The organism is Pseudomonas baetica (genome assembly GCF_019733355.1).
GTDB lineage: Bacteria > Pseudomonadota > Gammaproteobacteria > Pseudomonadales > Pseudomonadaceae > Aquipseudomonas > Aquipseudomonas baetica_A.
On record NZ_JAIHLQ010000018.1, the window covers coordinates 27,764 to 47,465 of the forward strand.

Sequence of the window (19,702 nt, forward strand, 5' to 3'; positions counted from 1 at the left end):
CGATCAACCCTCCTTCGCTTGAGTCGGCGCGGATTGACCGCTGTCTTTCAACGCTTTGGTTACTTCCGGCGGCATGTACTTCTCGTCGTGCTTGGCCAGCACTTCATCGGCGACGACCACGCCATCGGCGTTGATCTTGCCCAGGGCCACGATGCCCTGCCCTTCGCGGAACAGATCCGGGAGGATGCCGCGATAGGTGATGGTCACGGCTTTGTTGAAGTCGGTGACGACGAATTTGACGTCCAGCGAGTCCGGCGAACGTTGCAGCGAGCCCTTCTCGACCATGCCGCCGGCACGGATGCGCGTGTCCTGCGGTGCTTCGCCGTTGGCGATCTGGGTCGGGGTGTAAAACAGATTGATGTTCTGCTGCAGGGCGCTCAAGGCCAGGCCGACGGCAGCGCCGACCCCGACCAGAATGGCCAGAATGATGATCAGACGTTTTTTGCGCAGCGGATTCACTTGCCGTTCTCCCGGCGCAGACGACGCGCCTCTTGTTGCAGATAGTGCTTGCGGGCCGCGATGGGCTTCACCACGTTGTAGATCAGCACCGCCAGACAGATGCCATAGGCCGACCAGACATACAGGCCATGATGGCCCATGGCGAGGAAATCGCCGAATGAAGCAAAACTCATCGCGAGGCCTCCAGACTGTTCTGCACTTCTTCTTTGACCCAACTGGCGCGGGCTTCACGTTTGAGCACTTCAAGGCGCATGCGCAGCAACAGCACGGCGCCGAAGAAGCAGTAGAAACCCAGCACCGTCAGCAGCAGCGGCAGCCACATCTCGGCCGGCATCGCCGGTTTTTCGGTGAGGGTGAAGGTCGCGCCCTGGTGCAAGGTGTTCCACCACTCCACCGAGTATTTGATGATCGGGATGTTGATCACGCCGACGATGGCCAGCACCGCGCAGGCCTTGGCGGCGCTGTCGCGGTTGCTGATCGCATTGCCCAATGCGATCACGCCGAAATACAGGAACAGCAGAATCAGCATTGAAGTCAGCCGCGCATCCCAGACCCACCACGAGCCCCAGGTCGGCTTGCCCCAGATCGCCCCGGTCACCAGCGCCACGGCGGTCATCCACGCGCCGATCGGAGCGGCGCATTGCAGGGCGACGTCGGCCAGTTTCATCTTCCACACCAGCCCGACCACACCGCACACCGCCAGCATCACGTAGATCGACTGAGCGAGCATCGCGGCAGGTACGTGGATATAGATGATGCGAAAGCTGTTGCCTTGCTGATAGTCGGGCGGCGCGAAGGCCAAGCCCCAGACCACGCCGACGCCAATCAGCAGCAACGCTGCGATGCTCAGCCACGGCAGCAACTTGCTGCTGATGCCGTAAAACCACTTGGGCGAGCCGAGCTTGTGAAACCAGGTCCAGTTCATACTGTTTCCATCACGGGTGCTCTTCGCTATGAAGCGCTTGGGTCATGCCTTTCTTCAAAAAGAAGTGGTCAAAATTTGACCAGACCCCATTATTATTCGCCGACGCTGATCTTCAGGCCAGCGGCTATTGCAAAGGGTGTCAGGGTGATCGCCAGGGCGGTCAGGCTACCCAACCACAGTAGATACCCGGTCGCCGGCATGCCTTGCAAGGCCGCCTGCAAGGCGCCACTGCCGAGGATCAACACCGGGATGTACAACGGCAGAATCAGCAGCGCCAGCAACAGGCCGCCACGCTTCAAACCGACCGTCAGTGCCGCGCCCACCGCGCCGAGCAAGCTCAGCACCGGTGTACCCAGCAACAACGAAAGCAACAAAACCGGCAGGCACGCAGCAGGCAAACCCAGCATCAACGCCAGCAAGGGCGAGAGCAGAACCAGTGCCAGACCGGAGAAAAGCCAGTGTGCCAGCACCTTGGCCAAGACCAGAAGTGGTAGCGGGTGCGACGAAAGGACCCACTGTTCCAGGGAGCCGTCTTCGAAGTCACTGCGAAACAGCCCGTCCAGCGAGAGCAGGACCGACAAGAGCGCCGCCACCCAGACTAACCCCGGGGACAGGTTTTGCAACACTTGAGTTTCCGGGCCGACGGCCAGCGGGAACAAAGCGATGACGATGGCGAAGAAAATCAGCGGATTGGCCAGTTCCGCCGGGCGGCGAAACAGCAGTCGGGATTCGCGGGCAACCAGCAGGCCAAACACACTCATACAGCCCAGTTCCCCAGATCGATGTCGCGATAACCGGCCGGCATCCGGCTCAGTGTGTGGTGTGTGGTCAGTACAACGAGGCCTCCGCGCTCGCAGTGGCTAGCCAGATGCTCTTCGAGTTGCGCCACGCCCTGTTTGTCGAGGGCGGTGAAGGGTTCGTCGAGAATCCAAAGTGGAGGGCTGTCGAGATACAAACGCGCCAGCGCCACCCGGCGTTGTTGCCCGGCGGAAAGCGTGTGACAGGGAACATCTTCGAATCCGCGCAATCCTACGGCTGCCAGTGCTTGCCAGATCGACTCGCGTTCGGCGGGTTGATGCAGGGCGCAGAGCCAGGACAGATTTTCTTCCGGGGTCAGCAGATCCTTGATTCCGGCGGCGTGGCCGATCCACAACAGGTTGCGCGCCAGTTCGGCCGGCTGTTCGGTCAAGGGCTGGCCGTTGAGCAACACCTGGCCGCTGGTCGGCTGCATCAAACCGGACAACAACCGCAAAAGACTGGTTTTACCGCTGCCGTTGGGACCGCTGATCTGCACCATATCGCCACTGGCCAGCCTCAATTCGAGATTTTCGAAAAGCAGCCGCAGATCACGTTCACACGCGAGGGCAACAGTTTGCAGGACAGGACTGGTCAAGGGATCACGGGCCTTATACGGTTCAAGTCGGCTCTGGCACGGCCGTTAAAGAGATGCAGCATAGATGCATTGACGGCTCGTTCTAGAGAGCTGCGTCAAACAATTGCTATGTTTTTTGAACGAAGCGCAAGACGGGCGGCATTATACATGCCGTGCCTTACTCTCAAGAGTGCAATTTCCTCAGGTTGTGTCCGCGTATGACAGGCGAAATGAACATCCTCCCGCTCCCGCCAACCACCCCGGCGAATGCTCGCCCGCAAGTGGTCAGTGGCGAGCTGCTCAAGCTGATAACGCCGATTGAAGGGTTGATTGCCGCCGGTCAAAGCGCTAAGGCCGAGGTGTTGTCGCTCAAGCAAGCGGATCAGACCTTCCAGTTGTTGCTCAAGGTGACGCTGGACAGCGGCCGTCAGACCACCGTACAGGCCAGCAGCAACCTGCCATTGCCGCAAGGCACCAGTCTGGCGATCACTCAGCCGTCGGCGGGCAATCTGGCGATTACCGTGCAGCAGGCGATTGCCAGCAGCGTCGCCACCCTCACCCGCATCGATACCGCGCAATTGCCGGTCGGCACGTTGCTACAGGGCAAAGTGGTGACTTCGCAGGCGTTGCCGCAGGCACCGGGGCAAGCGACGGTTTTTCGTTCGATGGTCAGCCTGCTCAATACCGCGCTAAGCGGCAGTACGTTGACCGTCGACAGCCCGCAGCCGCTGCGCATCGGCACCTTGCTTTCGGCACGGGTTCAGGATTCACAAACCCTCAAATTCGTACCGCTGAGCAGTCGTCAGGAGCAATTGGCGGTGAGCCAGCAACTGGTCGCTCAGCAAAGCCGCCAAGGTTCGCTGGATGGATTGCTGAAGGTGCTGCAAAACCTGCCGCCAGCCACCGATCAGACGTCGGCGGATTTGCGCGCCGCCGTCAACAAATTGCTCGCGGGCCTGCCGGATGTGCAACAAATGAGCACGGCCAAAGGCGTTGCCTTGGCGCTGGCCAACAGCGGCGCTTTCCTCGAAGCGAAACTGCTGATTGGACAAACCCCGACGCTGGCTCCGGACATGAAAGCCGATCTGCTCAAGCTGATCGCGCAACTGACGCCGGGGCTGCCGAGCAGTACCAGTTTCAACGCTATCCTCGCCGCCAACACACTGGCGCAAGCGCTGCCGAGCTTCGTGCGCAACGCCCTCGGCACCCTCGGCCAAGTCAGCGCCAAACCGGTGCCCAGCGGCTTTCCGCTGCCCGACCGTTTGCTGCAAAGCCTGGAAGGCGAAGGTGATCTGGAGCAACTGCTGCGCCTGGCGGCCGCTGCGGTTTCGCGCCTGCAAAGCCATCAGTTGTCGAGTCTGGAACAGACCGGCGTCACCGACGACGGCCGCCTGCTCAGCACCTGGCAACTGGAAATCCCCATGCGTAACCTGCAGGACATCGTGCCGCTGCAGGTCAAGTTCCAGCGCGAAGAAGCGCCAGAGAAAGAACCGCAACCCAACGAACGCCGCGATGAGCGCGAACCCAGGCAACAACTGTGGCGCGTCGATCTGGCGTTCGACATGGAACCGCTCGGGCCAATGCAGATTCAGGCGCAGTTGATCAGTGGCAGCCTGTCGAGTCAGCTCTGGGCCGAACGCCCTTACACTGCTGACCTGATCGAAAACAATCTGTTCGCGCTACGCCAGCGCCTGCTGGATCGCGGCTTGAATGTCGGCGATCTCGACTGCCACCACGGCACCCCGCCGCAAGGCAACCAAACCCGTCTCGACCACCGCTGGGTTGATGAAACTGCATGAATGACGCCACAGCTCCACGCCAGGCCATCGCCCTCAAATACGACGGCAACCACGCCCCGACCCTCACCGCCAAGGGTGACGAGGAACTGGCCGAAGAGATCCTGCGCATTGCGCGCGATTGCGAAGTGCCGATTTATGAAAACGCTGAACTGGTGCGCTTGCTGGCGCGCATGGAACTGGGCGACAGCATTCCCGAAGAGCTGTATCGCACCATTGCCGAGATCATCGCGTTTGCGTGGCATCTGAAGGGAAAATTCCCCGAGGGGCAGGATCCGGAGGCGCCGATGGTCGAGAAGGATGTCACCGAACGAGGGGATGATTTTTAAGCCCCAAAAAGCAAAAGATCGCAGCTTCGGCAGCGCCTACATTGGAATGAATTTCCCTGTAGGCGCTGCCGAAGCTGCGATCTCTTGATCTTGCTTGCCGCTCGAAACTCGAAGCTTCTAGCTGCTTTTGTGCAACTTACGCATCAACTGCGCCTCAGCCTGGGTCAACCCACAGGACTGAGTCAGCTCATCAACACTCGCGCCCATACCCACCAGTTTCGCCGCCTGGGCGAACGATAGGCTGGAGGGGTCGCGCTGTTCCAACTGAACAATCTTGTCCGGCAAAGGACCGACTACCGCGCGCAACTCGTGCAGGGCTTCACCCATGCGCACGTTGCCGTTCTGGTAATCATCGACACGCTTGGCAAGCTCTTTGATGCGCTGATCACGCAGCGCATCGCCCTGAGCCTGTTGTGCCGCGATAACCTTTTGCGCCTTGATGTACGCCAGAAACATTGCCAGCGTGCCCGCCCAGAAAAGGAACAGGACAATGACCGCTACCTCAAGAATCAATCAGATGCTCTCCAGTTCCGACCATTCTTCTTCGCTCATCATCTTGTCCAGCTCGACCAGGATCAGCAACTCGTTGTTCTTGTTGCACACGCCCTGGATGAACTTGGCCGATTCTTCGTTACCGACGTTCGGTGCAGTTTCGATTTCCGACTGACGCAGGTAAACCACTTCGGCCACGCTGTCGACCATGATGCCAACCACTTGCTTGTCGGCTTCGATGATGACGATACGGGTGTTGTCGCTGATCTCGCCGGTGCTCAGGCCGAAGCGCTGGCGGGTGTCGATCACGGTGACCACGTTACCGCGCAGGTTGATGATGCCCAGTACGTAGCTTGGCGCACCCGGCACCGGAGCGATCTCGGTGTAGCGCAGCACTTCCTGAACGCGCATCACGTTGATACCGTAGGTTTCGTTGTCCAGTTTGAAGGTCACCCATTGCAGGATCGGATCTTCAGAACCTTTTGCATTCGTCGCCTGACTACTCATACCCTGACCCCTCGAAAAAACCGCACTGGGCGGTGTGTGTTCTGTGTGGTGGCATTCAACAATGCCATCGCCTACTTGTTATGTCGGCTGCTATGTCGGTTTATGTAGCGGCTTGTTGCCGCCCAATTGCTTTGCTCCGCCGCTGGCGATCAATTCGGCCAGCGCGGAAACGTCAAGCAATGCACACATGTGCTCAATCACCGTGCCGGCGAGCCATGGCCGCTGACCCCGGTGACTTCTCCATTTGATTTCATTCGGATCCAAACGCAACGAGCGACTGACCTGATGCACCGCCAGGCCCCACTCGTAACCTTGTACCGAAATCACGTACTGCAAGCCCTGACGGAAATCATCGCGATAGCGATCCGGCATGACCCACCGCGCGGTATCGAGAACTTTCAGGTTTCCAGCCTGACTCGGCAGGATCCCGAGAAACCATTCTGGCTGACCGAACAGCGGCGTCAGCTCGTGACCGGCCAGCGAATAGATCGAACCGAGGCACACCAGCGGCACCGCCAGCGTCAATCCGGCAACGTCGAACAGCAAACATTCGAAAGCTTCCGATGCCCACGCTGGACGGCCGTCGGTTTCCACCGGTGGCGGTGTGTTGCTCGGCGGCAGATGCACTTCAACCAGTGGCGGCACCAGCGTCTGTTCGACGGGTGCGGGGACGACCGGTGCAGGCTCGATCACTGCCGGTTCTGGCGCGGTCTTGAGCAATTGGGTTTGCAGCAGCGGTGCCAACGTCGAAACCGATGCGCGAACCGGTTCGGCCTCTTCGATCAACGCCACTGGCGCCTTGGCGACGGGTGCAACGGCACGCACGGCAACAGGCGCAACAGCTTTTTGCGCATCACGCGCCTGTTCTTCCAGTACCGCCGCCTGAAATTCATCCAGCGCTTCAGCGCTTTCAATCACCTCAGGCTGCGCCGCCACCTGCGCCGGCAATTCGTCGGGAATGTCCTCCAACAAACTGTCCAGATAAGACTGCAAAGCCAACTGCGGCTTGGACGTCAACTTCACCGGCCGATTCATGCTCAGGCCACCTGCGGAACAAGTTGTTGCGCCAGCAGATGCTTGAGCAACGCGCGGTAGGCCAGCACGCCACGGCTCTTGCCGTCGAATTGCGAAGGCGTGACACCGGCACGGCTGGCATCGCGCAGACGAGTATCGACCGGGATGTAACCCTGCCAGATCTCGTCCGGAAATTTGTCGCGCAGCACGCGCAAGGTGCCCAGCGACGCCTGGGTGCGGCGGTCAAACAGGGTCGGCACGATGCTGAACGGCAGCGCCTGTTTGCGCGAGCGGTTGATCATCGCCAGGGTGTTGACCATGCGTTCCAGGCCTTTGACCGCCAGATGCTCGGTCTGCACCGGAATCACCAGTTGCTGGCTCGCCGCGAGGGCGTTGACCATCAGCACGCCGAGCAACGGTGGGCTGTCGATCACGGCGTAATCGAAATCCTGCCACAACTGCGCCAGACTCTTGGCGATCACCAGCCCCAGACCACTCTGCCCCGGCGACTGACGCTCAAGGGTCGCGAGTGCGGTGCTGGATGGCAACAGGGAAATACGTTCGTCGCTGGTCGACAGCAGCAACTGCCCCGGCAGGCCTTGCGGCACGGTGCCCTTGTGCAGAAACAGGTCGTAGTTGCTGTGTTCCAGACTGTCGGGGTCATAGCCGAAATAGCTGGTCATCGAGCCGTGCGGGTCGAGATCGACCACAACCACGCGCTTGCCCGCCTCGGCCAGCAATCCGGCTAAAGCGATGGAAGATGTGGTTTTACCAACACCACCCTTTTGATTGGCGACTGCCCAGACTCTCATTCGGTTCGTTCCTCCCGGCCGATATGCTCGGCCGAGACATAGCTCAGCGTGTTAATGCGGGTGACGGAGAATTGACGGCACTCTCGCGTCCCGGCGTCTTGACCGGGGTCGGTGCAGTTTGTGTGCCAGCACGCTTCAGTGCGGCATCGGGCTTGGCGTTGGCCGTTCCGGTACCTGTAAGACTGCGGCGCACATCGAGATTTCGCGACACCACCAGCACCACACGACGGTTTTTCGCTCGGCCTTCGGCCGTGGCGTTGTTGGCTACCGGCTGGAATTCGCCGTAACCCACCGACGCCAGGCGACCGGGATTCACGCCCTGCATCGCCAACATACGCACGATGCTCGCCGAGCGCGCCGAAGACAGCTCCCAGTTGGTTGGGTACTGCGCAGTGCGAATCGGCTGGTCGTCAGTAAAACCTTCGACGTGGATCGGGTTGTCGAACGGTTTGAGGATCGCCGCGACCTTGTCGATGATGTTGAAGGCGATGTCACTCGGCATGGCGTCGCCGCTGCCGAACAACAGGCTGGAATTGAGTTCGATCTCGACCCACAACTCGTTACCGCGCACGGTCATCTGGTTGGAGGCGATCAAGTCGCCGAAAGCGGCGCTGATGTCATCGGCGATGCTTTTCAGCGGATCACTGGCACCGGCGATACCGGCGTCGACCTGATCGGCATCCTTGACCAACGGCTTGGCCGTGGTCACGGTCTTGGGTCGTTCGTCGCCAATCGGAATCGGCTTGAGCGAGCGGTCGGAGTCAGTGAAGACGCCGATCAGCGCTTCGGAAATGACCTTGTACTTGCCTTCATTGATCGACGAGATCGAGTACATCACCACGAAGAACGCGAACAGCAAGGTGATGAAGTCCGCGTAGGACACGAGCCAGCGCTCGTGGTTGACGTGTTCTTCCTGGTGGCGACGACGAGCCATGAGGTCAGTCCCTTAATCCATGAAGCCTTGCAGCTTCAACTCAATGGAGCGAGGGTTTTCACCTTCGGCGATCGACAGGATCCCTTCCAACAACATTTCGCGATAACGCGACTGCCGCAACGCGATTGACTTCAGTTTGGCCGCCACCGGCAGCAGGATCAGGTTGGCGCTGGCCACACCATAAATGGTGGCGACAAAAGCCACGGCGATGCCGCTACCCAATTGCGTCGGATCGGCAAGGTTGCCCATGACGTGAATCAGGCCCATCACCGCGCCGATGATGCCGATGGTCGGCGCGTAGCCGCCCATGCTTTCAAAGACTTTGGCCGCTTCGATATCGCGCGCTTCCTGGGTGTAGAAATCCACTTCAAGAATGCTGCGGATCGCTTCCGGCTCGGCACCGTCGACCAGCAGTTGCAGACCTTTGCGCGAGTAGCTGTCGGGTTCGGCGTCGGCCACGCCCTCCAGCCCCAGCAAGCCTTCCTTGCGGGCGGTGAGGCTCCAGTTGACCACGCGATCAATGCCGCCCGCCAGGTCGACTCGCGGCGGAAAGAAGATCCAGGCGAGGATCTGCATCGCGCGTTTGAACGCGCTCATCGGTGATTGCAGCAGCGCAGCACCGATGGTGCCGCCCAGTACGATCAGTGCCGCCGGGCCGTTGGCCAGCGCACCGAGGTGACCACCTTCAAGGTAGTTACCGCCGATGATGGCGACGAACGCCATGATGATCCCGATAAGGCTTAGAACATCCATCAGATACACGCCTCGACGATGTGCTTGCCGATATCGTCCAGACCGTACACCGCGTCAGCGAGATCGGCTTTGACGATGGCCATCGGCATGCCGTAGATCACGCAACTGGCTTCGTCTTGCGCCCACACCGAACTGCCGCCCTGCTTGAGCAGACGCGCGCCCTCACGGCCGTCGGCGCCCATGCCGGTCAGCACCACCGCCAGAACTTTGTCACCGTAGGATTTCGCGGCAGAACCGAAGGTAATGTCCACGCACGGCTTGTAGTTCAGGCGCTCGTCGCCCGGGAGGATTTTCACCGCGCCACGGCCGTCGATCATCATTTGCTTGCCACCCGGCGCCAGCAGCGCGAGGCCCGGACGCAGGATGTCGCCATCCTCGGCTTCCTTGACGCTGATGCGGCAAAGCTTGTCGAGTCGCTCGGCGAACGCCTTGGTGAACGCCGCCGGCATGTGCTGGATCAAGACGATCGGTGCCGGGAAGTTGGTCGGCAATTGCGTCAAGACGCGTTGCAGGGCAACCGGGCCGCCAGTCGACGTACCGATGGCAACCAGTTTGTAGGCCTTGCGTTTCGGCGCGGACGACGATGCGCTGGCAGCCGAAGTGCGGGTGGGCGCCGGAGCAGGTGCCGGACGAGCCGGAGCGCTGCTGTGGCTGCTGAAGCTCGACGCCGCTGGCGTGGGTGTCGCCGCAGGCGCAGCCACCGGAGCCGGTGCGCTATAGCCACTGAAACGACGATTACTGCGCGAGATGCTGTGCACCTTCTCGCACAGCAGTTGCTTGACCTTCTCCGGATTGCGGGAGATGTCTTCGAAATTCTTCGGCAGGAAATCCACCGCGCCGGCATCCAGCGCATCCAGGGTGACCCGGGCGCCTTCGTGTGTCAGCGAGGAGAACATCAAGACCGGGGTCGGACAGCGCTGCATGATATGCCGCACAGCCGTGATGCCATCCATCATCGGCATCTCGTAGTCCATGGTGATCACGTCTGGCTTGAGGGCCAGGGCCTGATCGATCGCCTCTTTACCGTTGGTTGCCGTGCCGACAACCTGGATGCTCGGATCCGCAGAAAGAATTTCCGAGACGCGGCGGCGGAAAAAACCCGAATCGTCCACCACCAGGACTTTGACTGCCATAAACACTCCATTAGGTGCAGCGGGACGTTATCGCCCCGCTGCCCCGGATTCAAATACGCCGTGCGGCGTAACGCTTGAGCATGCTTGGAACATCGAGAATCAGTGCAATGCGGCCGTCACCGGTGATGGTGGCGCCGGACATGCCCGGAGTGCCCTGCAGCATTTTGCCCAATGGCTTGATGACCACTTCTTCCTGGCCGACCAGTTGATCGACGACGAAGCCGATCCGCTGAGTGCCCACCGAAAGGATCACCACATGGCCTTCGCGCTGCTCTTCGTGAGCGGCGGAGCTGACCAGCCAGCGCTTGAGGTAGAACAATGGCAGCGCCTTGTCCCGCACGATCACCACTTCCTGGCCGTCCACGACGTTGGTGGTCGACAGGTCGAGGTGGAAGATTTCGTTGACGTTGACCAACGGGAAAGCGAACGCCTGATTGCCGAGCATCACCATCAAGGTCGGCATGATCGCAAGCGTCAGCGGTACCTTGATGACAATCTTCGAGCCCTGGCCCTTGGTCGAGTAGATGTTGATCGAACCGTTGAGCTGGGAAATCTTGGTCTTCACCACGTCCATGCCGACACCGCGGCCGGACACGTCGGAGATCTCGGTCTTGGTCGAGAAGCCCGGGGCGAAGATCAGGTTGTAGCACTCGCTATCGCTCAGGCGATCGGCCGCGTCCTTGTCCATCACACCGCGTTTTACCGCGATGGCGCGCAGAACGTTCGGGTCCATGCCTTTGCCGTCATCGGAGATCGACAGAAGAATGTGATCGCCTTCCTGCTCGGCCGCCAGAACGACTTTGCCGCCCCGCGCCTTGCCTGAATCTTCACGCTCTTCCGGCGATTCGATACCGTGGTCGACAGCGTTGCGCACCAAGTGGACCAGCGGGTCGGCCAGGGCCTCGACAAGGTTTTTGTCGAGGTCGGTTTCTTCGCCGACCAGTTCCAGGTTGATCTCTTTCTTGAGCTGACGCGCCAGGTCTCGAACCAGGCGTGGGAAGCGCCCGAAGACCTTCTTGATCGGCTGCATCCGGGTTTTCATCACCGCAGTCTGCAAGTCAGCCGTCACCACGTCGAGGTTCGACACGGCTTTGGACATGGCTTCGTCACCACTGTTCAGACCCAGGCGCACCAGACGGTTACGCACCAGCACCAGTTCGCCGACCATGTTCATGATTTCGTCGAGACGCGCGGTGTCGACCCGCACGGTAGTCTCGGCTTCGCTCGCCGGTTTTTCCGGTGGCGGTGCCGCTGGAGCGCGTGCAGGCGCCGGCGCAGCAGCAGCAGCCGGTTTTGGCGTTTCGGCTTTCGGCTCGGGCTTGGCGGCAGGCTTCGGCGCAGCAGCGGCAGCCGGCGCTTTAGCGGCTGGTGTCGCAACGGCAGAAGTACTGCCCGCCGCGGCGGTGCCGACTTCAGTGAACTTGCCTTTGCCGTGCAATTCGTCGAGCAGCGATTCGAATTCGTGATCGCTGATCAGATCGCTGCCGGCTGCGGCGGCCGCCGGTGCGGCTGGCGCAGCAGGTGCCGAGGCGATCGCCGATTCCAGCGCATCAACGGCGAAATTGCCTTTGCCGTGCAACTGATCGAGCAACGCTTCGAATTCGTCATCGGTGATGTCCGAACTGTCGCCCGCCGCCGGTGCTGCCGGAGCAGCCGCCGCCGGTGCTACAGCGTCAGCCGCGAACTGACCTTTACCGTGCAACTGATCGAGCAATGACTCGAACTCGGCATCAGTAATTTCATCGCCGGCGGCCGCATCGACAGTTGGCGCAGGCGCCGCAGCCGCCGGGGCTTCGGCTTCAGCCTTGACGGCATTCAGCGAGTCCAGCAACTGTTCAAATTCGTTATCGGTGATGTCGCCCGAATCGCCTTCGACGACCAGTTCTTCGATCATCTCGGCCACGGGAGATGCCGGGGCTTCGTCCGCCGTTTGCGGCTCGGCCAGACGTGCCAGGGCGGCCAGCAGTTGCGGAGTGGCCGCCGTGATCGGCGCACGTTCGCGGACTTCGCTGAACATGCTGTTCACCGCGTCCAGTGCTTCGAGGACAACGTCCATCAGTTCTGCATCAACGCGCCGCTCACCCTTACGCAGGATGTCGAACACGTTTTCGGCGATGTGACAGCACTCCACCAGCTCATTGAGCTGAAGGAAGCCGGCGCCCCCTTTTACAGTGTGGAAACCGCGAAAAATTGCATTGAGCAGATCTGCATCATCCGGGCGGCTTTCCAGCTCGACCAGTTGTTCGGACAGTTGCTCAAGAATCTCGCCGGCCTCAACCAGGAAATCCTGAAGGATCTCTTCATCGGCGCCGAAGCTCATTAATGGGGTGCTCCTACAGGTCTAAAAACCCAAAAAACCTAAAATTCCAAAACTCTAGAATCCAAGGCTGGATAACAAATCGTCCACATCGTCCTGACCGGACACAACGTCTTCTCGTTTATCGGCATGAATCTGCGGACCTTCACCCTGCGAGAGATGTTTTTGTGGATCTTTTTCTGCAAGCATCGCCTCACGGTCGTGTTCGATGCCCGCAAAGCGGTCCACCTGACTGGCCATGAGCACGAGTTTGAGCAAATTGCTTTCGACTTCGGTCACCAGTTGCGTCACACGCTTGATCACCTGACCGGTCAGGTCCTGGTAATCCTGAGCCAGCAGGATGTCGTTCAGATTGCCCGACACCGCACGGTTGTCCGTGCTGCTGCGCGACAGAAAACCGTCGACCCGGCGCGCCAGTTCGCGGAACTCTTCAGCGCCGACCTCGCGACGCATGAAGCGACCCCAATCGGCACTCAAGGCCTGGGCTTCGTCAGCCAGGCCATTGACTAGCGGCGTGGCGCTTTCCACCAGATCCATGGTGCGGTTGGCCGCGGCTTCTGTCAGCTTGACCACATAGCCCAGGCGTTCGGTGGCGTCGGTGATTTGCGACACTTCCTCAGCCTGCGGCATGTGCGGATCGATCTGAAAGTTGACAATCGCACTGTGCAGTTCGCGCGTGAGTTTGCCCACTTCCTGATACAGGCCGCGGTCACGGGTCTGATTGAGCTCATGGATCAGTTGCACAGCGTCGCCGAACCTGCCTTTTTCAAGGCTCTCGACCAGTTCGACCGCGTGTTTTTTCAGGGTCGACTCGAAATCGCCCTGTGAAGATTCGTTATGCTCCATAGCTCCCCCGCGCGTTCATCAGCCGATGCGTTCGAAAATCTTCTCGATTTTTTCTTTCAACGCCTGGGCCGTGAAAGGTTTGACCACGTAGCCGTTAACACCGGCCTGGGCCGCTTCGATGATCTGTTCGCGCTTGGCTTCAGCGGTCACCATCAACACCGGCAGGTGCTTGAGTTTTTCATCGGCACGCACGTGGCGCAGCAGGTCGATACCGGTCATGCCCGGCATGTTCCAGTCCGTTACCAGAAAGTCGATGTTTCCGCTGTTGAGCACCGGAATGGCGGTAATGCCATCGTCGGCCTCGACGGTGTTGGTGAACCCCAGATCACGCAGCAGGTTCTTGATGATCCGCCGCATCGTTGAGAAGTCATCAACGATGAGGATTTTCATGTTTTTGTCCAATTCGACCTCCAAGCAGTCTTAAACGCGCCCAGCACCTGGACGCGCCATTTCAATCATTCCGGCGTAGCACTCGAAGACTGTCTGGAACACAACGGAGCAAGACCGGTGCCGCTCATCACCGCACCGGCCTCGTTCGCAGTGTCCCCACACTGCCTTCAGCGCGCTCGCCACTCCCCCAAACGCCCCCGCAAACGGGCCGCGCACTGGCTGTGTAACTGGCTGACCCGCGATTCACTGACGCCAAGGACTTCACCGATCTCCTTGAGGTTCAGCTCTTCGTCGTAGTACAGCGCCAACACCAGTCGCTCACGCTCCGGCAAATTGGCAATCGCGTCCGCCAACGCCGCCTGGAAGCGTTCATCTTCCAGATCGCGTGACGGCTCAAGATGAGCACTGGCGCCATCCTCGTGCAGCCCTTCGTGTTCGCCGTCCTGCAACAGGTCGTCGAAACTGAACAAGCGACTGCCCAGGGTGTCATTCAAAATCCCGTAGTAATCGTCGAGACTCAATTGGAGTTCGGCCGCAACCTCGTGATCTTTAGCATCACGGCCGGTTTTAGCTTCAATTGCGCGAATCGCGTCGCTGACCATACGGGTGTTGCGGTGAACCGAGCGTGGCGCCCAGTCCCCTTTGCGCACTTCGTCGAGCATCGCGCCGCGGATTCGAATGCCCGCGTACGTTTCGAAACTGGCGCCTTTGCTGGCGTCGTATTTGGTCGAGACTTCAAGCAGACCGATCATTCCGGCCTGGATCAGGTCCTCGACCTGCACACTGGCCGGCAGGCGTGCCAGCAAGTGGTAGGCAATGCGTTTGACCAGTGGTGCGTAACGCTCGATCAATTCGTACTGTGCGTCACGTGCCGATTTCTTGTAGTAGTTCATACCGCTGGCTGTCATATCACGGGCCCTGCTGTTTGCTGCACGAGGCGCTCGACGAAAAACTCAAGGTGCCCACGCGGGTTGGCAGGCAGCGGCCAAGTATCGACCTTCTGCGCGATTGCCTTGAACGCCAGTGCGCACTTGGAACGCGGAAAGGCTTCATAGACTGCACGCTGCTTCTGCACGGCCTTGCGCACGCTTTCGTCGTAGGGCACGGCGCCGACGTATTGTAGGGCCACGTCAAGGAAGCGATCCGTGACTTTGGTCAACTTGGCGAACAGGTTACGGCCCTCTTGCGGGCTCTGGGCCATGTTGGCCAGGACGCGGAAGCGGTTCATGCCGTAATCACGGTTCAACAATTTGATCAGTGCGTAGGCGTCGGTGATCGAAGTCGGCTCGTCGCAAACCACCAGCAACACTTCCTGCGCCGCGCGCACGAAACTGACTACCGAGTCACCAATGCCCGCAGCGGTGTCTATCACCAATACGTCGAGATTGTCGCCGATGTCGCTGAAGGCCTGAATCAGACCGGCATGTTGCGCCGGGCTCAGGTGAACCATGCTCTGAGTGCCGGACGCCGCCGGCACAATGCGAATTCCGCCCGGGCCTTGCAACAGCACGTCGCGCAGTTCGCAGCGGCCTTCGATCACATCGGCCAGCGTGCGTTTGGGGGTCAGCCCCAGCAGAACGTCGACGTTCGCCAGTCCCAGATCGGCGTCCAGCAGCATGACCCGACGGCCAAGCTCTGCCAGCGCCAGCGACAAGTTCACTGACACGTTAGTTTTCCCGACGCCACCTTTGCCGCCGGTCACCGCGATCACCTGTACGGGATGCATGCTGCCCATGTTATTTCTTTACCTTGTCTTGCATAGACGGAGGCCACATTACTGGCTGCGCGTTCACAACCTGAACAATGCATGGCAGACCATCGATGTAGGTACAAAAACTGTTCATGAATACCTCAGCCTACCTGCTTGGTCGGGCTGTGATAGATATCAGCGAACATGTCAGCCATGGCTTCTTCGCTGGGTTCTTCCTGCATTTGCACGCTGACGGCGCGGCTGACCAGTTGATGACGGCGCGGCAGATGCAGATCATCCGGAATCCGTGGGCCATCGGTCAGGTACGCGACCGGCAATTCATGACTGATCGCCAGGCTCAACACTTCGCCAAGGCTGGCCGTTTCATCCAGTTTAGTCAGGATGCACCCGGCAAGCCCGCAACGCTTGTAACTATGATAAGCGGCGGTTAGAACCTGTTTCTGGCTGGTGGTTGCCAAGACCAGATAATTTTTTGAACGGATGCCTCGCCCGGCCAGACTTTCGAGCTGCATGCGCAGTGCCGGATCGCTGGCTTGCAGGCCCGCAGTATCGATCAGCACCACGCGCTTGCGCAGCAATGGATCCAGCGCCTGCACCAGCGACTGACCCGGGTCGACGTGCGTCACCGGCACGTTGAGGATCCGGCCCAAGGTCTTCAATTGTTCCTGAGCGCCGATGCGGAAACTGTCCATGCTCACCAGCGCAACGTTTTGCGCGCCGTACTTAAGCACATAACGGGCAGCGAGCTTCGCCAGCGTGGTGGTCTTGCCCATACCTGCCGGACCGACCATGGCGATCACCCCGCCTTCTTCCAGCGGCTCGACTTCCGGTACGGCAATCATCCGTGCCAGGTGCGCCAGCAGCATGCGCCAGGCCTGACGAGGTTCTTCGATATCGGTGATCATCGCCAGCAGGTCGCGCGACAACGGACCGGAAAGACCGATACGTTGCAGGCGACGATACAGGTTGGCTTGCGCCGGACGATTGCCTTGCAACTGATTCCAGGCCAGCGTGCCAAGCTGAACTTCCATCAGTTCGCGCAGGCTGTTCAATTCAAAACGCATCGAATCCAGTGCACGCGGATCGACACCGCCAGACGATTGCGCAGGTGCGGGTGCCGGACGCGCCGGGGCCGCATATGTCGGCTCGCTCAACGGTTCGGCAGCAGTCAGCGGCAAGCCGGCCGTCAATGGCAGCCCGGCGAACAACTGGCGATTGGTGTTGCCATCGGCTTCGCCGCGCATGCTCAACTCGGCCTGGGCAGTGACGATGCGCGACTGGGTCTTGCGCAGCTCATCTTCGAGTTCAATGTTCGGAACCCGCGGCGCCAGCGCCGACAATTTGTAATCCAGCGCCGCCGTCAGCTCGACGCCACCAGCAATGCGGCGGTTGCCAATGATGGCGGCTTCAGCGCCCAGCTCATCACGAACCAGCTTCATGGCCTGACGCATATCGGCGGCGAAAAAACGCTTAACTTGCATAAACCACTACCTCAGCCGTTGGGCCCTACTGTCGCAACGATCGTCACTTGCTTGTTGTCCGGAATTTCCTGGTAGGCCAGCACATGCAGCCCTGGGACGGCGAGGCGACCAAAACGCGAGAGCATCGCGCGGATCGGACCTGCTACCAACAGAATCACCGGTTGACCTTGCATTTCCTGGCGCTGCGCCGCTTCGATGAGCGAACGCTGCAGCTTCTCGGCCATGCTTGGTTCCAGCAGAACGCCCTCTTCCGAGCCTTGTCCTGCCTTCTGCAGACTATTGAGCAATATTTGTTCCAACCTTGGTTCCAAGGTGATCACAGGCAGCTCGGACTCAGTGCCTACAATGCTTTGGACGATGGCGCGCGATACGCCGACCCGCACAGCGGCCACCAACGCGGCGGTATCTTGACTCTTCGCGGCGTTGTTGGCGATAGCTTCGGCAATGCTGCGGATGTCGCGCACCGGTACGTGTTCGGCCAACAGCGCCTGCAATACTTTGAGCAGTTGCGACAGCGAAACCACACCCGGCACCAACTCTTCAGCCAGTTTCGGCGAACTTTTGGCCAGCAACTGCATGAGTTGCTGCACTTCTTCGTGGCCGATCAGCTCGCTGGAATGCTTGTACAGAATCTGGTTCAGGTGAGTGGCGACCACGGTGCTCGCATCGACCACGGTGTAACCCAGCGATTGCGCCTGCGCCCGCTGGCTGATTTCGATCCACACCGCTTCCAGTCCGAAAGCCGGATCTTTGGCGTTGATACCGTTGAGCGCGCCGTAGACCTGCCCCGGATTGATCGCCAACTCGCGATCCGGATAGATCTCCGCTTCGGCGAGGATCACACCCATCAGCGTGAGGCGATAGGCGCTCGGCGCCAGATCGAGGTTGTCGCGGATATGCACGGTCGGCATCAGGAAGCCCAGATCTTGCGAGAGCTTCTTGCGCACACCCTTGATCCGCGCCAGCAATTGTCCACCCTGATTGCGATCCACCAGCGGGATCAGGCGATAGCCCACTTCCAGGCCGATCATGTCGATCGGTGTCACGTCATCCCAACCCAACTCTTTGGTTTCCATGGCGCGGGCCGGCGATGGCAGCAACTCTTGCTGACGCTTGACCTCTTGCAGCGCTTGAACCTTGGCGACATTTTGTTTTTTCCAGAACAGATAGGCGCCACCGGCGGCCAGCGCAGCCATGCTCAGGAACGAGAAGTGCGGCATGCCCGGCACCAGACCCATGACCGCCATCAGGCCCGCTGCAACCGCCAGCGCTTTGGGCGAGGCGAACATCTGACGGCTGATCTGTTTGCCCATGTCTTCCGAACCGGAAGCACGCGTCACCATGATCGCTGCCGCTGTCGATAACAACAGTGATGGCAATTGCGCCACCAAACCGTCACCGATGGTCAACAAGGCGTAAACCTTGCCCGCTTCGGCGAAACTCATGTGGTGCTGGAAGATACCGACGGCCACGCCGCCAATGAGGTTGATGAACAGAATCAGCAGACCGGCGATGGCGTCACCACGCACGAACTTGCTCGCACCGTCCATCGAACCGTAGAACTCGGCCTCCTGGGCGACTTCCGAACGGCGGGCCTTGGCCTGGTTCTGGTCGATCAGACCGGCGTTGAGGTCGGCGTCGATCGCCATTTGCTTGCCAGGCATCGCATCGAGGGTGAAGCGTGCGCTCACCTCGGAAATCCGCCCGGCGCCTTTAGTGACCACGACGAAGTTGATGATCATCAGGATCGCGAACACCACGATACCCACCACATAGTTACCGCCGATCACCACTTCACCGAAGGCCTGGATCACCTTACCGGCAGCCGCGTGGCCGTCCTGACCGTTGAGCATCACCACCCGCGTCGACGCCACGTTCAGCGCCAGCCGCAGCAAGGTCGCGACCAGCAGAATCGTCGGGAACACCGCGAAATCCAGCGGCCGCAGGGCGTAAACGCAAACCAGCAGGACGACGATTGACAGGGCTATGTTGAAGGTGAAAAACACGTCCAGCAGGAACGGCGGCACCGGCAACATCATCATGGCCAGCATGACCAGCAGCAACAGCGGCACGCCCAGATTGCCTCGACTGAGATCGGCAACGTTCGAGCGAGCACTGTTGAGTAACTGAGAGCGATCCACCGGTTTTCCTCGTTCCTTTAAAGCAAACTTTTGACGCCCAGAGCGGGCTCACGGCGGCTACTGCAAGAAGCCTTCCAACTTTCACCAATGATTGAAACAGACGGGTTTTAACCGTGAGTTCTCTGCTGACCGAAGCAGCCCTTGCGCGAGCAAGCCCACAGTTGTTTTGCGTTGCGTCAGTTTTATCGAGACAGGCCGATCCGGCAGACAGATGAAACCTGGTAAAAACGAAGATCCAAAAGTGGGAGCGGGCTTGCTCGCGAAGGCGGCCTCACAGCCAACACATGTCT

At 60.0% G+C, this 19,702-nt stretch carries 21 protein-coding genes; 2 read left to right on the plus strand and 19 right to left on the minus strand.

What is annotated here, in order from left to right; translation table 11 throughout:
- Window positions 1-3: 3 nt before the first annotated feature.
- The 5 genes from ccmE to ccmA form a co-directional block, all read right to left on the minus strand.
- Window positions 4-459 carry a cytochrome c maturation protein CcmE gene (gene ccmE / locus K5E40_RS17695; protein ID WP_187677404.1) on the minus strand — a complete coding sequence of 152 codons (456 nt, stop codon included), beginning with the start codon at window positions 457-459 and terminating at the stop codon, window positions 4-6.
- Window positions 456-632 carry a heme exporter protein CcmD gene (gene ccmD, locus K5E40_RS17700; RefSeq protein WP_221731948.1) on the minus strand — a complete coding sequence of 59 codons (177 nt, stop codon included), beginning with the start codon at window positions 630-632 and terminating at the stop codon, window positions 456-458. The genes ccmE and ccmD overlap by 4 nt, the downstream gene beginning before the upstream one ends.
- Complete coding sequence (locus tag K5E40_RS17705; protein ID WP_221731949.1) at window positions 629-1,384, minus strand: heme ABC transporter permease; 756 nt, start codon at window positions 1,382-1,384, stop codon at window positions 629-631. The genes ccmD and K5E40_RS17705 overlap by 4 nt, the downstream gene beginning before the upstream one ends.
- Before the next feature lie 92 nt (window positions 1,385-1,476).
- On the minus strand, window positions 1,477-2,145 hold the full coding sequence (gene ccmB / locus K5E40_RS17710) for a heme exporter protein CcmB (protein ID WP_007919970.1): 669 nt from the start codon (window positions 2,143-2,145) through the stop codon (window positions 1,477-1,479).
- Window positions 2,142-2,777 (minus strand): cytochrome c biogenesis heme-transporting ATPase CcmA, encoded by a 636-nt coding sequence (ccmA, locus tag K5E40_RS17715; RefSeq protein ID WP_221731950.1) that lies wholly within the window; start codon window positions 2,775-2,777, stop codon window positions 2,142-2,144. The genes ccmB and ccmA overlap by 4 nt, the downstream gene beginning before the upstream one ends.
- Before the next feature lie 197 nt (window positions 2,778-2,974).
- Here ccmA and K5E40_RS17720 point away from each other — a divergent pair, with 197 nt between their 5' ends.
- Both K5E40_RS17720 and K5E40_RS17725 read left to right on the plus strand, forming a co-directional pair.
- Entirely contained in the window at window positions 2,975-4,555 is a 1,581-nt protein-coding gene (locus tag K5E40_RS17720) for a flagellar hook-length control protein FliK (protein WP_221731951.1), read from the plus strand.
- A complete protein-coding gene (locus K5E40_RS17725; RefSeq protein ID WP_221731952.1) occupies window positions 4,552-4,881 on the plus strand; it encodes an EscU/YscU/HrcU family type III secretion system export apparatus switch protein in 330 nt (109 codons plus the stop codon). Before K5E40_RS17720 ends, K5E40_RS17725 begins: the two co-directional genes overlap by 4 nt.
- Before the next feature lie 117 nt (window positions 4,882-4,998).
- Here the strand turns inward: K5E40_RS17725 and K5E40_RS17730 are convergent, their stop codons facing one another.
- From K5E40_RS17730 to flhA, 14 genes are all read right to left on the minus strand, one after another.
- Entirely contained in the window at window positions 4,999-5,394 is a 396-nt protein-coding gene (locus tag K5E40_RS17730) for a DUF2802 domain-containing protein (protein WP_221731953.1), read from the minus strand.
- Window positions 5,395-5,880, minus strand: a complete 486-nt coding sequence (locus tag K5E40_RS17735) for a chemotaxis protein CheW (RefSeq protein WP_095050193.1) — start codon at window positions 5,878-5,880, stop codon at window positions 5,395-5,397.
- A gap of 90 nt (window positions 5,881-5,970) precedes the next feature.
- Complete coding sequence (locus K5E40_RS17740; RefSeq protein WP_221731954.1) at window positions 5,971-6,915, minus strand: CheW domain-containing protein; 945 nt, start codon at window positions 6,913-6,915, stop codon at window positions 5,971-5,973.
- A gap of 2 nt (window positions 6,916-6,917) precedes the next feature.
- Window positions 6,918-7,706, minus strand: coding sequence for a ParA family protein (locus tag K5E40_RS17745; protein ID WP_187677397.1), 789 nt, complete (start codon window positions 7,704-7,706; stop codon window positions 6,918-6,920).
- Window positions 7,707-7,749: 43 nt separating this feature from the next.
- On the minus strand, window positions 7,750-8,640 hold the full coding sequence (gene motD, locus K5E40_RS17750; protein WP_221731955.1) for a flagellar motor protein MotD: 891 nt from the start codon (window positions 8,638-8,640) through the stop codon (window positions 7,750-7,752).
- A gap of 12 nt (window positions 8,641-8,652) precedes the next feature.
- Window positions 8,653-9,393 (minus strand): flagellar motor protein, encoded by a 741-nt coding sequence (locus K5E40_RS17755; RefSeq protein WP_095190692.1) that lies wholly within the window; start codon window positions 9,391-9,393, stop codon window positions 8,653-8,655.
- Window positions 9,393-10,526 (minus strand): chemotaxis response regulator protein-glutamate methylesterase, encoded by a 1,134-nt coding sequence (locus tag K5E40_RS17760; protein WP_221731956.1) that lies wholly within the window; start codon window positions 10,524-10,526, stop codon window positions 9,393-9,395. The genes K5E40_RS17755 and K5E40_RS17760 overlap by 1 nt, the downstream gene beginning before the upstream one ends.
- A 49-nt stretch (window positions 10,527-10,575) precedes the next feature.
- On the minus strand, window positions 10,576-12,846 hold the full coding sequence (locus K5E40_RS17765; protein WP_221731957.1) for a chemotaxis protein CheA: 2,271 nt from the start codon (window positions 12,844-12,846) through the stop codon (window positions 10,576-10,578).
- Window positions 12,847-12,900: 54 nt separating this feature from the next.
- Window positions 12,901-13,689, minus strand: coding sequence for a protein phosphatase CheZ (locus K5E40_RS17770; RefSeq protein WP_221731958.1), 789 nt, complete (start codon window positions 13,687-13,689; stop codon window positions 12,901-12,903).
- 18 nt (window positions 13,690-13,707) lie between these two features.
- The gene (locus K5E40_RS17775; protein ID WP_221731959.1) at window positions 13,708-14,079 is read right to left on the minus strand and encodes a chemotaxis response regulator CheY; all 372 of its coding nucleotides are present in this window, start codon (window positions 14,077-14,079) and stop codon (window positions 13,708-13,710) included.
- Between the two features lie 167 nt (window positions 14,080-14,246).
- The gene (gene fliA, locus K5E40_RS17780) at window positions 14,247-14,987 is read right to left on the minus strand and encodes an RNA polymerase sigma factor FliA (RefSeq protein WP_003222919.1); all 741 of its coding nucleotides are present in this window, start codon (window positions 14,985-14,987) and stop codon (window positions 14,247-14,249) included.
- Complete coding sequence (gene fleN / locus K5E40_RS17785; protein WP_016771060.1) at window positions 14,984-15,814, minus strand: flagellar synthesis regulator FleN; 831 nt, start codon at window positions 15,812-15,814, stop codon at window positions 14,984-14,986. Before fleN ends, fliA begins: the two co-directional genes overlap by 4 nt.
- Before the next feature lie 116 nt (window positions 15,815-15,930).
- Complete coding sequence (gene flhF / locus K5E40_RS17790) at window positions 15,931-17,271, minus strand: flagellar biosynthesis protein FlhF (protein ID WP_221731960.1); 1,341 nt, start codon at window positions 17,269-17,271, stop codon at window positions 15,931-15,933.
- An 11-nt stretch (window positions 17,272-17,282) separates the two neighbouring features.
- On the minus strand, window positions 17,283-19,412 hold the full coding sequence (flhA, locus tag K5E40_RS17795) for a flagellar biosynthesis protein FlhA (protein WP_221731961.1): 2,130 nt from the start codon (window positions 19,410-19,412) through the stop codon (window positions 17,283-17,285).
- Window positions 19,413-19,702: the final 290 nt, after the last annotated feature.

Bases quoted from the DNA above. Each gene is read 5' to 3' on its own strand.
- fliA (WP_003222919.1), bottom strand. From the start codon at position 14,987: ATGACAGCCAGCGGTATGAACTACTACAAGAAATCGGCACGTGACGCA.
- K5E40_RS17735 (WP_095050193.1), bottom strand. From the start codon at position 5,880: ATGAGTAGTCAGGCGACGAATGCAAAAGGTTCTGAAGATCCGATCCTG.
- ccmB (WP_007919970.1), bottom strand. From the start codon at position 2,145: ATGAGTGTGTTTGGCCTGCTGGTTGCCCGCGAATCCCGACTGCTGTTT.
- ccmD (WP_221731948.1), bottom strand. From the start codon at position 632: ATGAGTTTTGCTTCATTCGGCGATTTCCTCGCCATGGGCCATCATGGC.
- K5E40_RS17765 (WP_221731957.1), bottom strand. From the start codon at position 12,846: ATGAGCTTCGGCGCCGATGAAGAGATCCTTCAGGATTTCCTGGTTGAG.
- K5E40_RS17760 (WP_221731956.1), bottom strand. From the start codon at position 10,526: ATGGCAGTCAAAGTCCTGGTGGTGGACGATTCGGGTTTTTTCCGCCGC.
- K5E40_RS17755 (WP_095190692.1), bottom strand. From the start codon at position 9,393: ATGGATGTTCTAAGCCTTATCGGGATCATCATGGCGTTCGTCGCCATC.
- K5E40_RS17745 (WP_187677397.1), bottom strand. From the start codon at position 7,706: ATGAGAGTCTGGGCAGTCGCCAATCAAAAGGGTGGTGTTGGTAAAACC.
- flhF (WP_221731960.1), bottom strand. From the start codon at position 17,271: ATGCAAGTTAAGCGTTTTTTCGCCGCCGATATGCGTCAGGCCATGAAG.
- K5E40_RS17720 (WP_221731951.1), top strand. From the start codon at position 2,975: ATGACAGGCGAAATGAACATCCTCCCGCTCCCGCCAACCACCCCGGCG.
- K5E40_RS17740 (WP_221731954.1), bottom strand. From the start codon at position 6,915: ATGAATCGGCCGGTGAAGTTGACGTCCAAGCCGCAGTTGGCTTTGCAG.
- fleN (WP_016771060.1), bottom strand. From the start codon at position 15,814: ATGGGCAGCATGCATCCCGTACAGGTGATCGCGGTGACCGGCGGCAAA.
- K5E40_RS17705 (WP_221731949.1), bottom strand. From the start codon at position 1,384: ATGAACTGGACCTGGTTTCACAAGCTCGGCTCGCCCAAGTGGTTTTAC.
- K5E40_RS17775 (WP_221731959.1), bottom strand. From the start codon at position 14,079: ATGAAAATCCTCATCGTTGATGACTTCTCAACGATGCGGCGGATCATC.
- motD (WP_221731955.1), bottom strand. From the start codon at position 8,640: ATGGCTCGTCGTCGCCACCAGGAAGAACACGTCAACCACGAGCGCTGG.
- K5E40_RS17770 (WP_221731958.1), bottom strand. From the start codon at position 13,689: ATGGAGCATAACGAATCTTCACAGGGCGATTTCGAGTCGACCCTGAAA.
- K5E40_RS17725 (WP_221731952.1), top strand. From the start codon at position 4,552: ATGAATGACGCCACAGCTCCACGCCAGGCCATCGCCCTCAAATACGAC.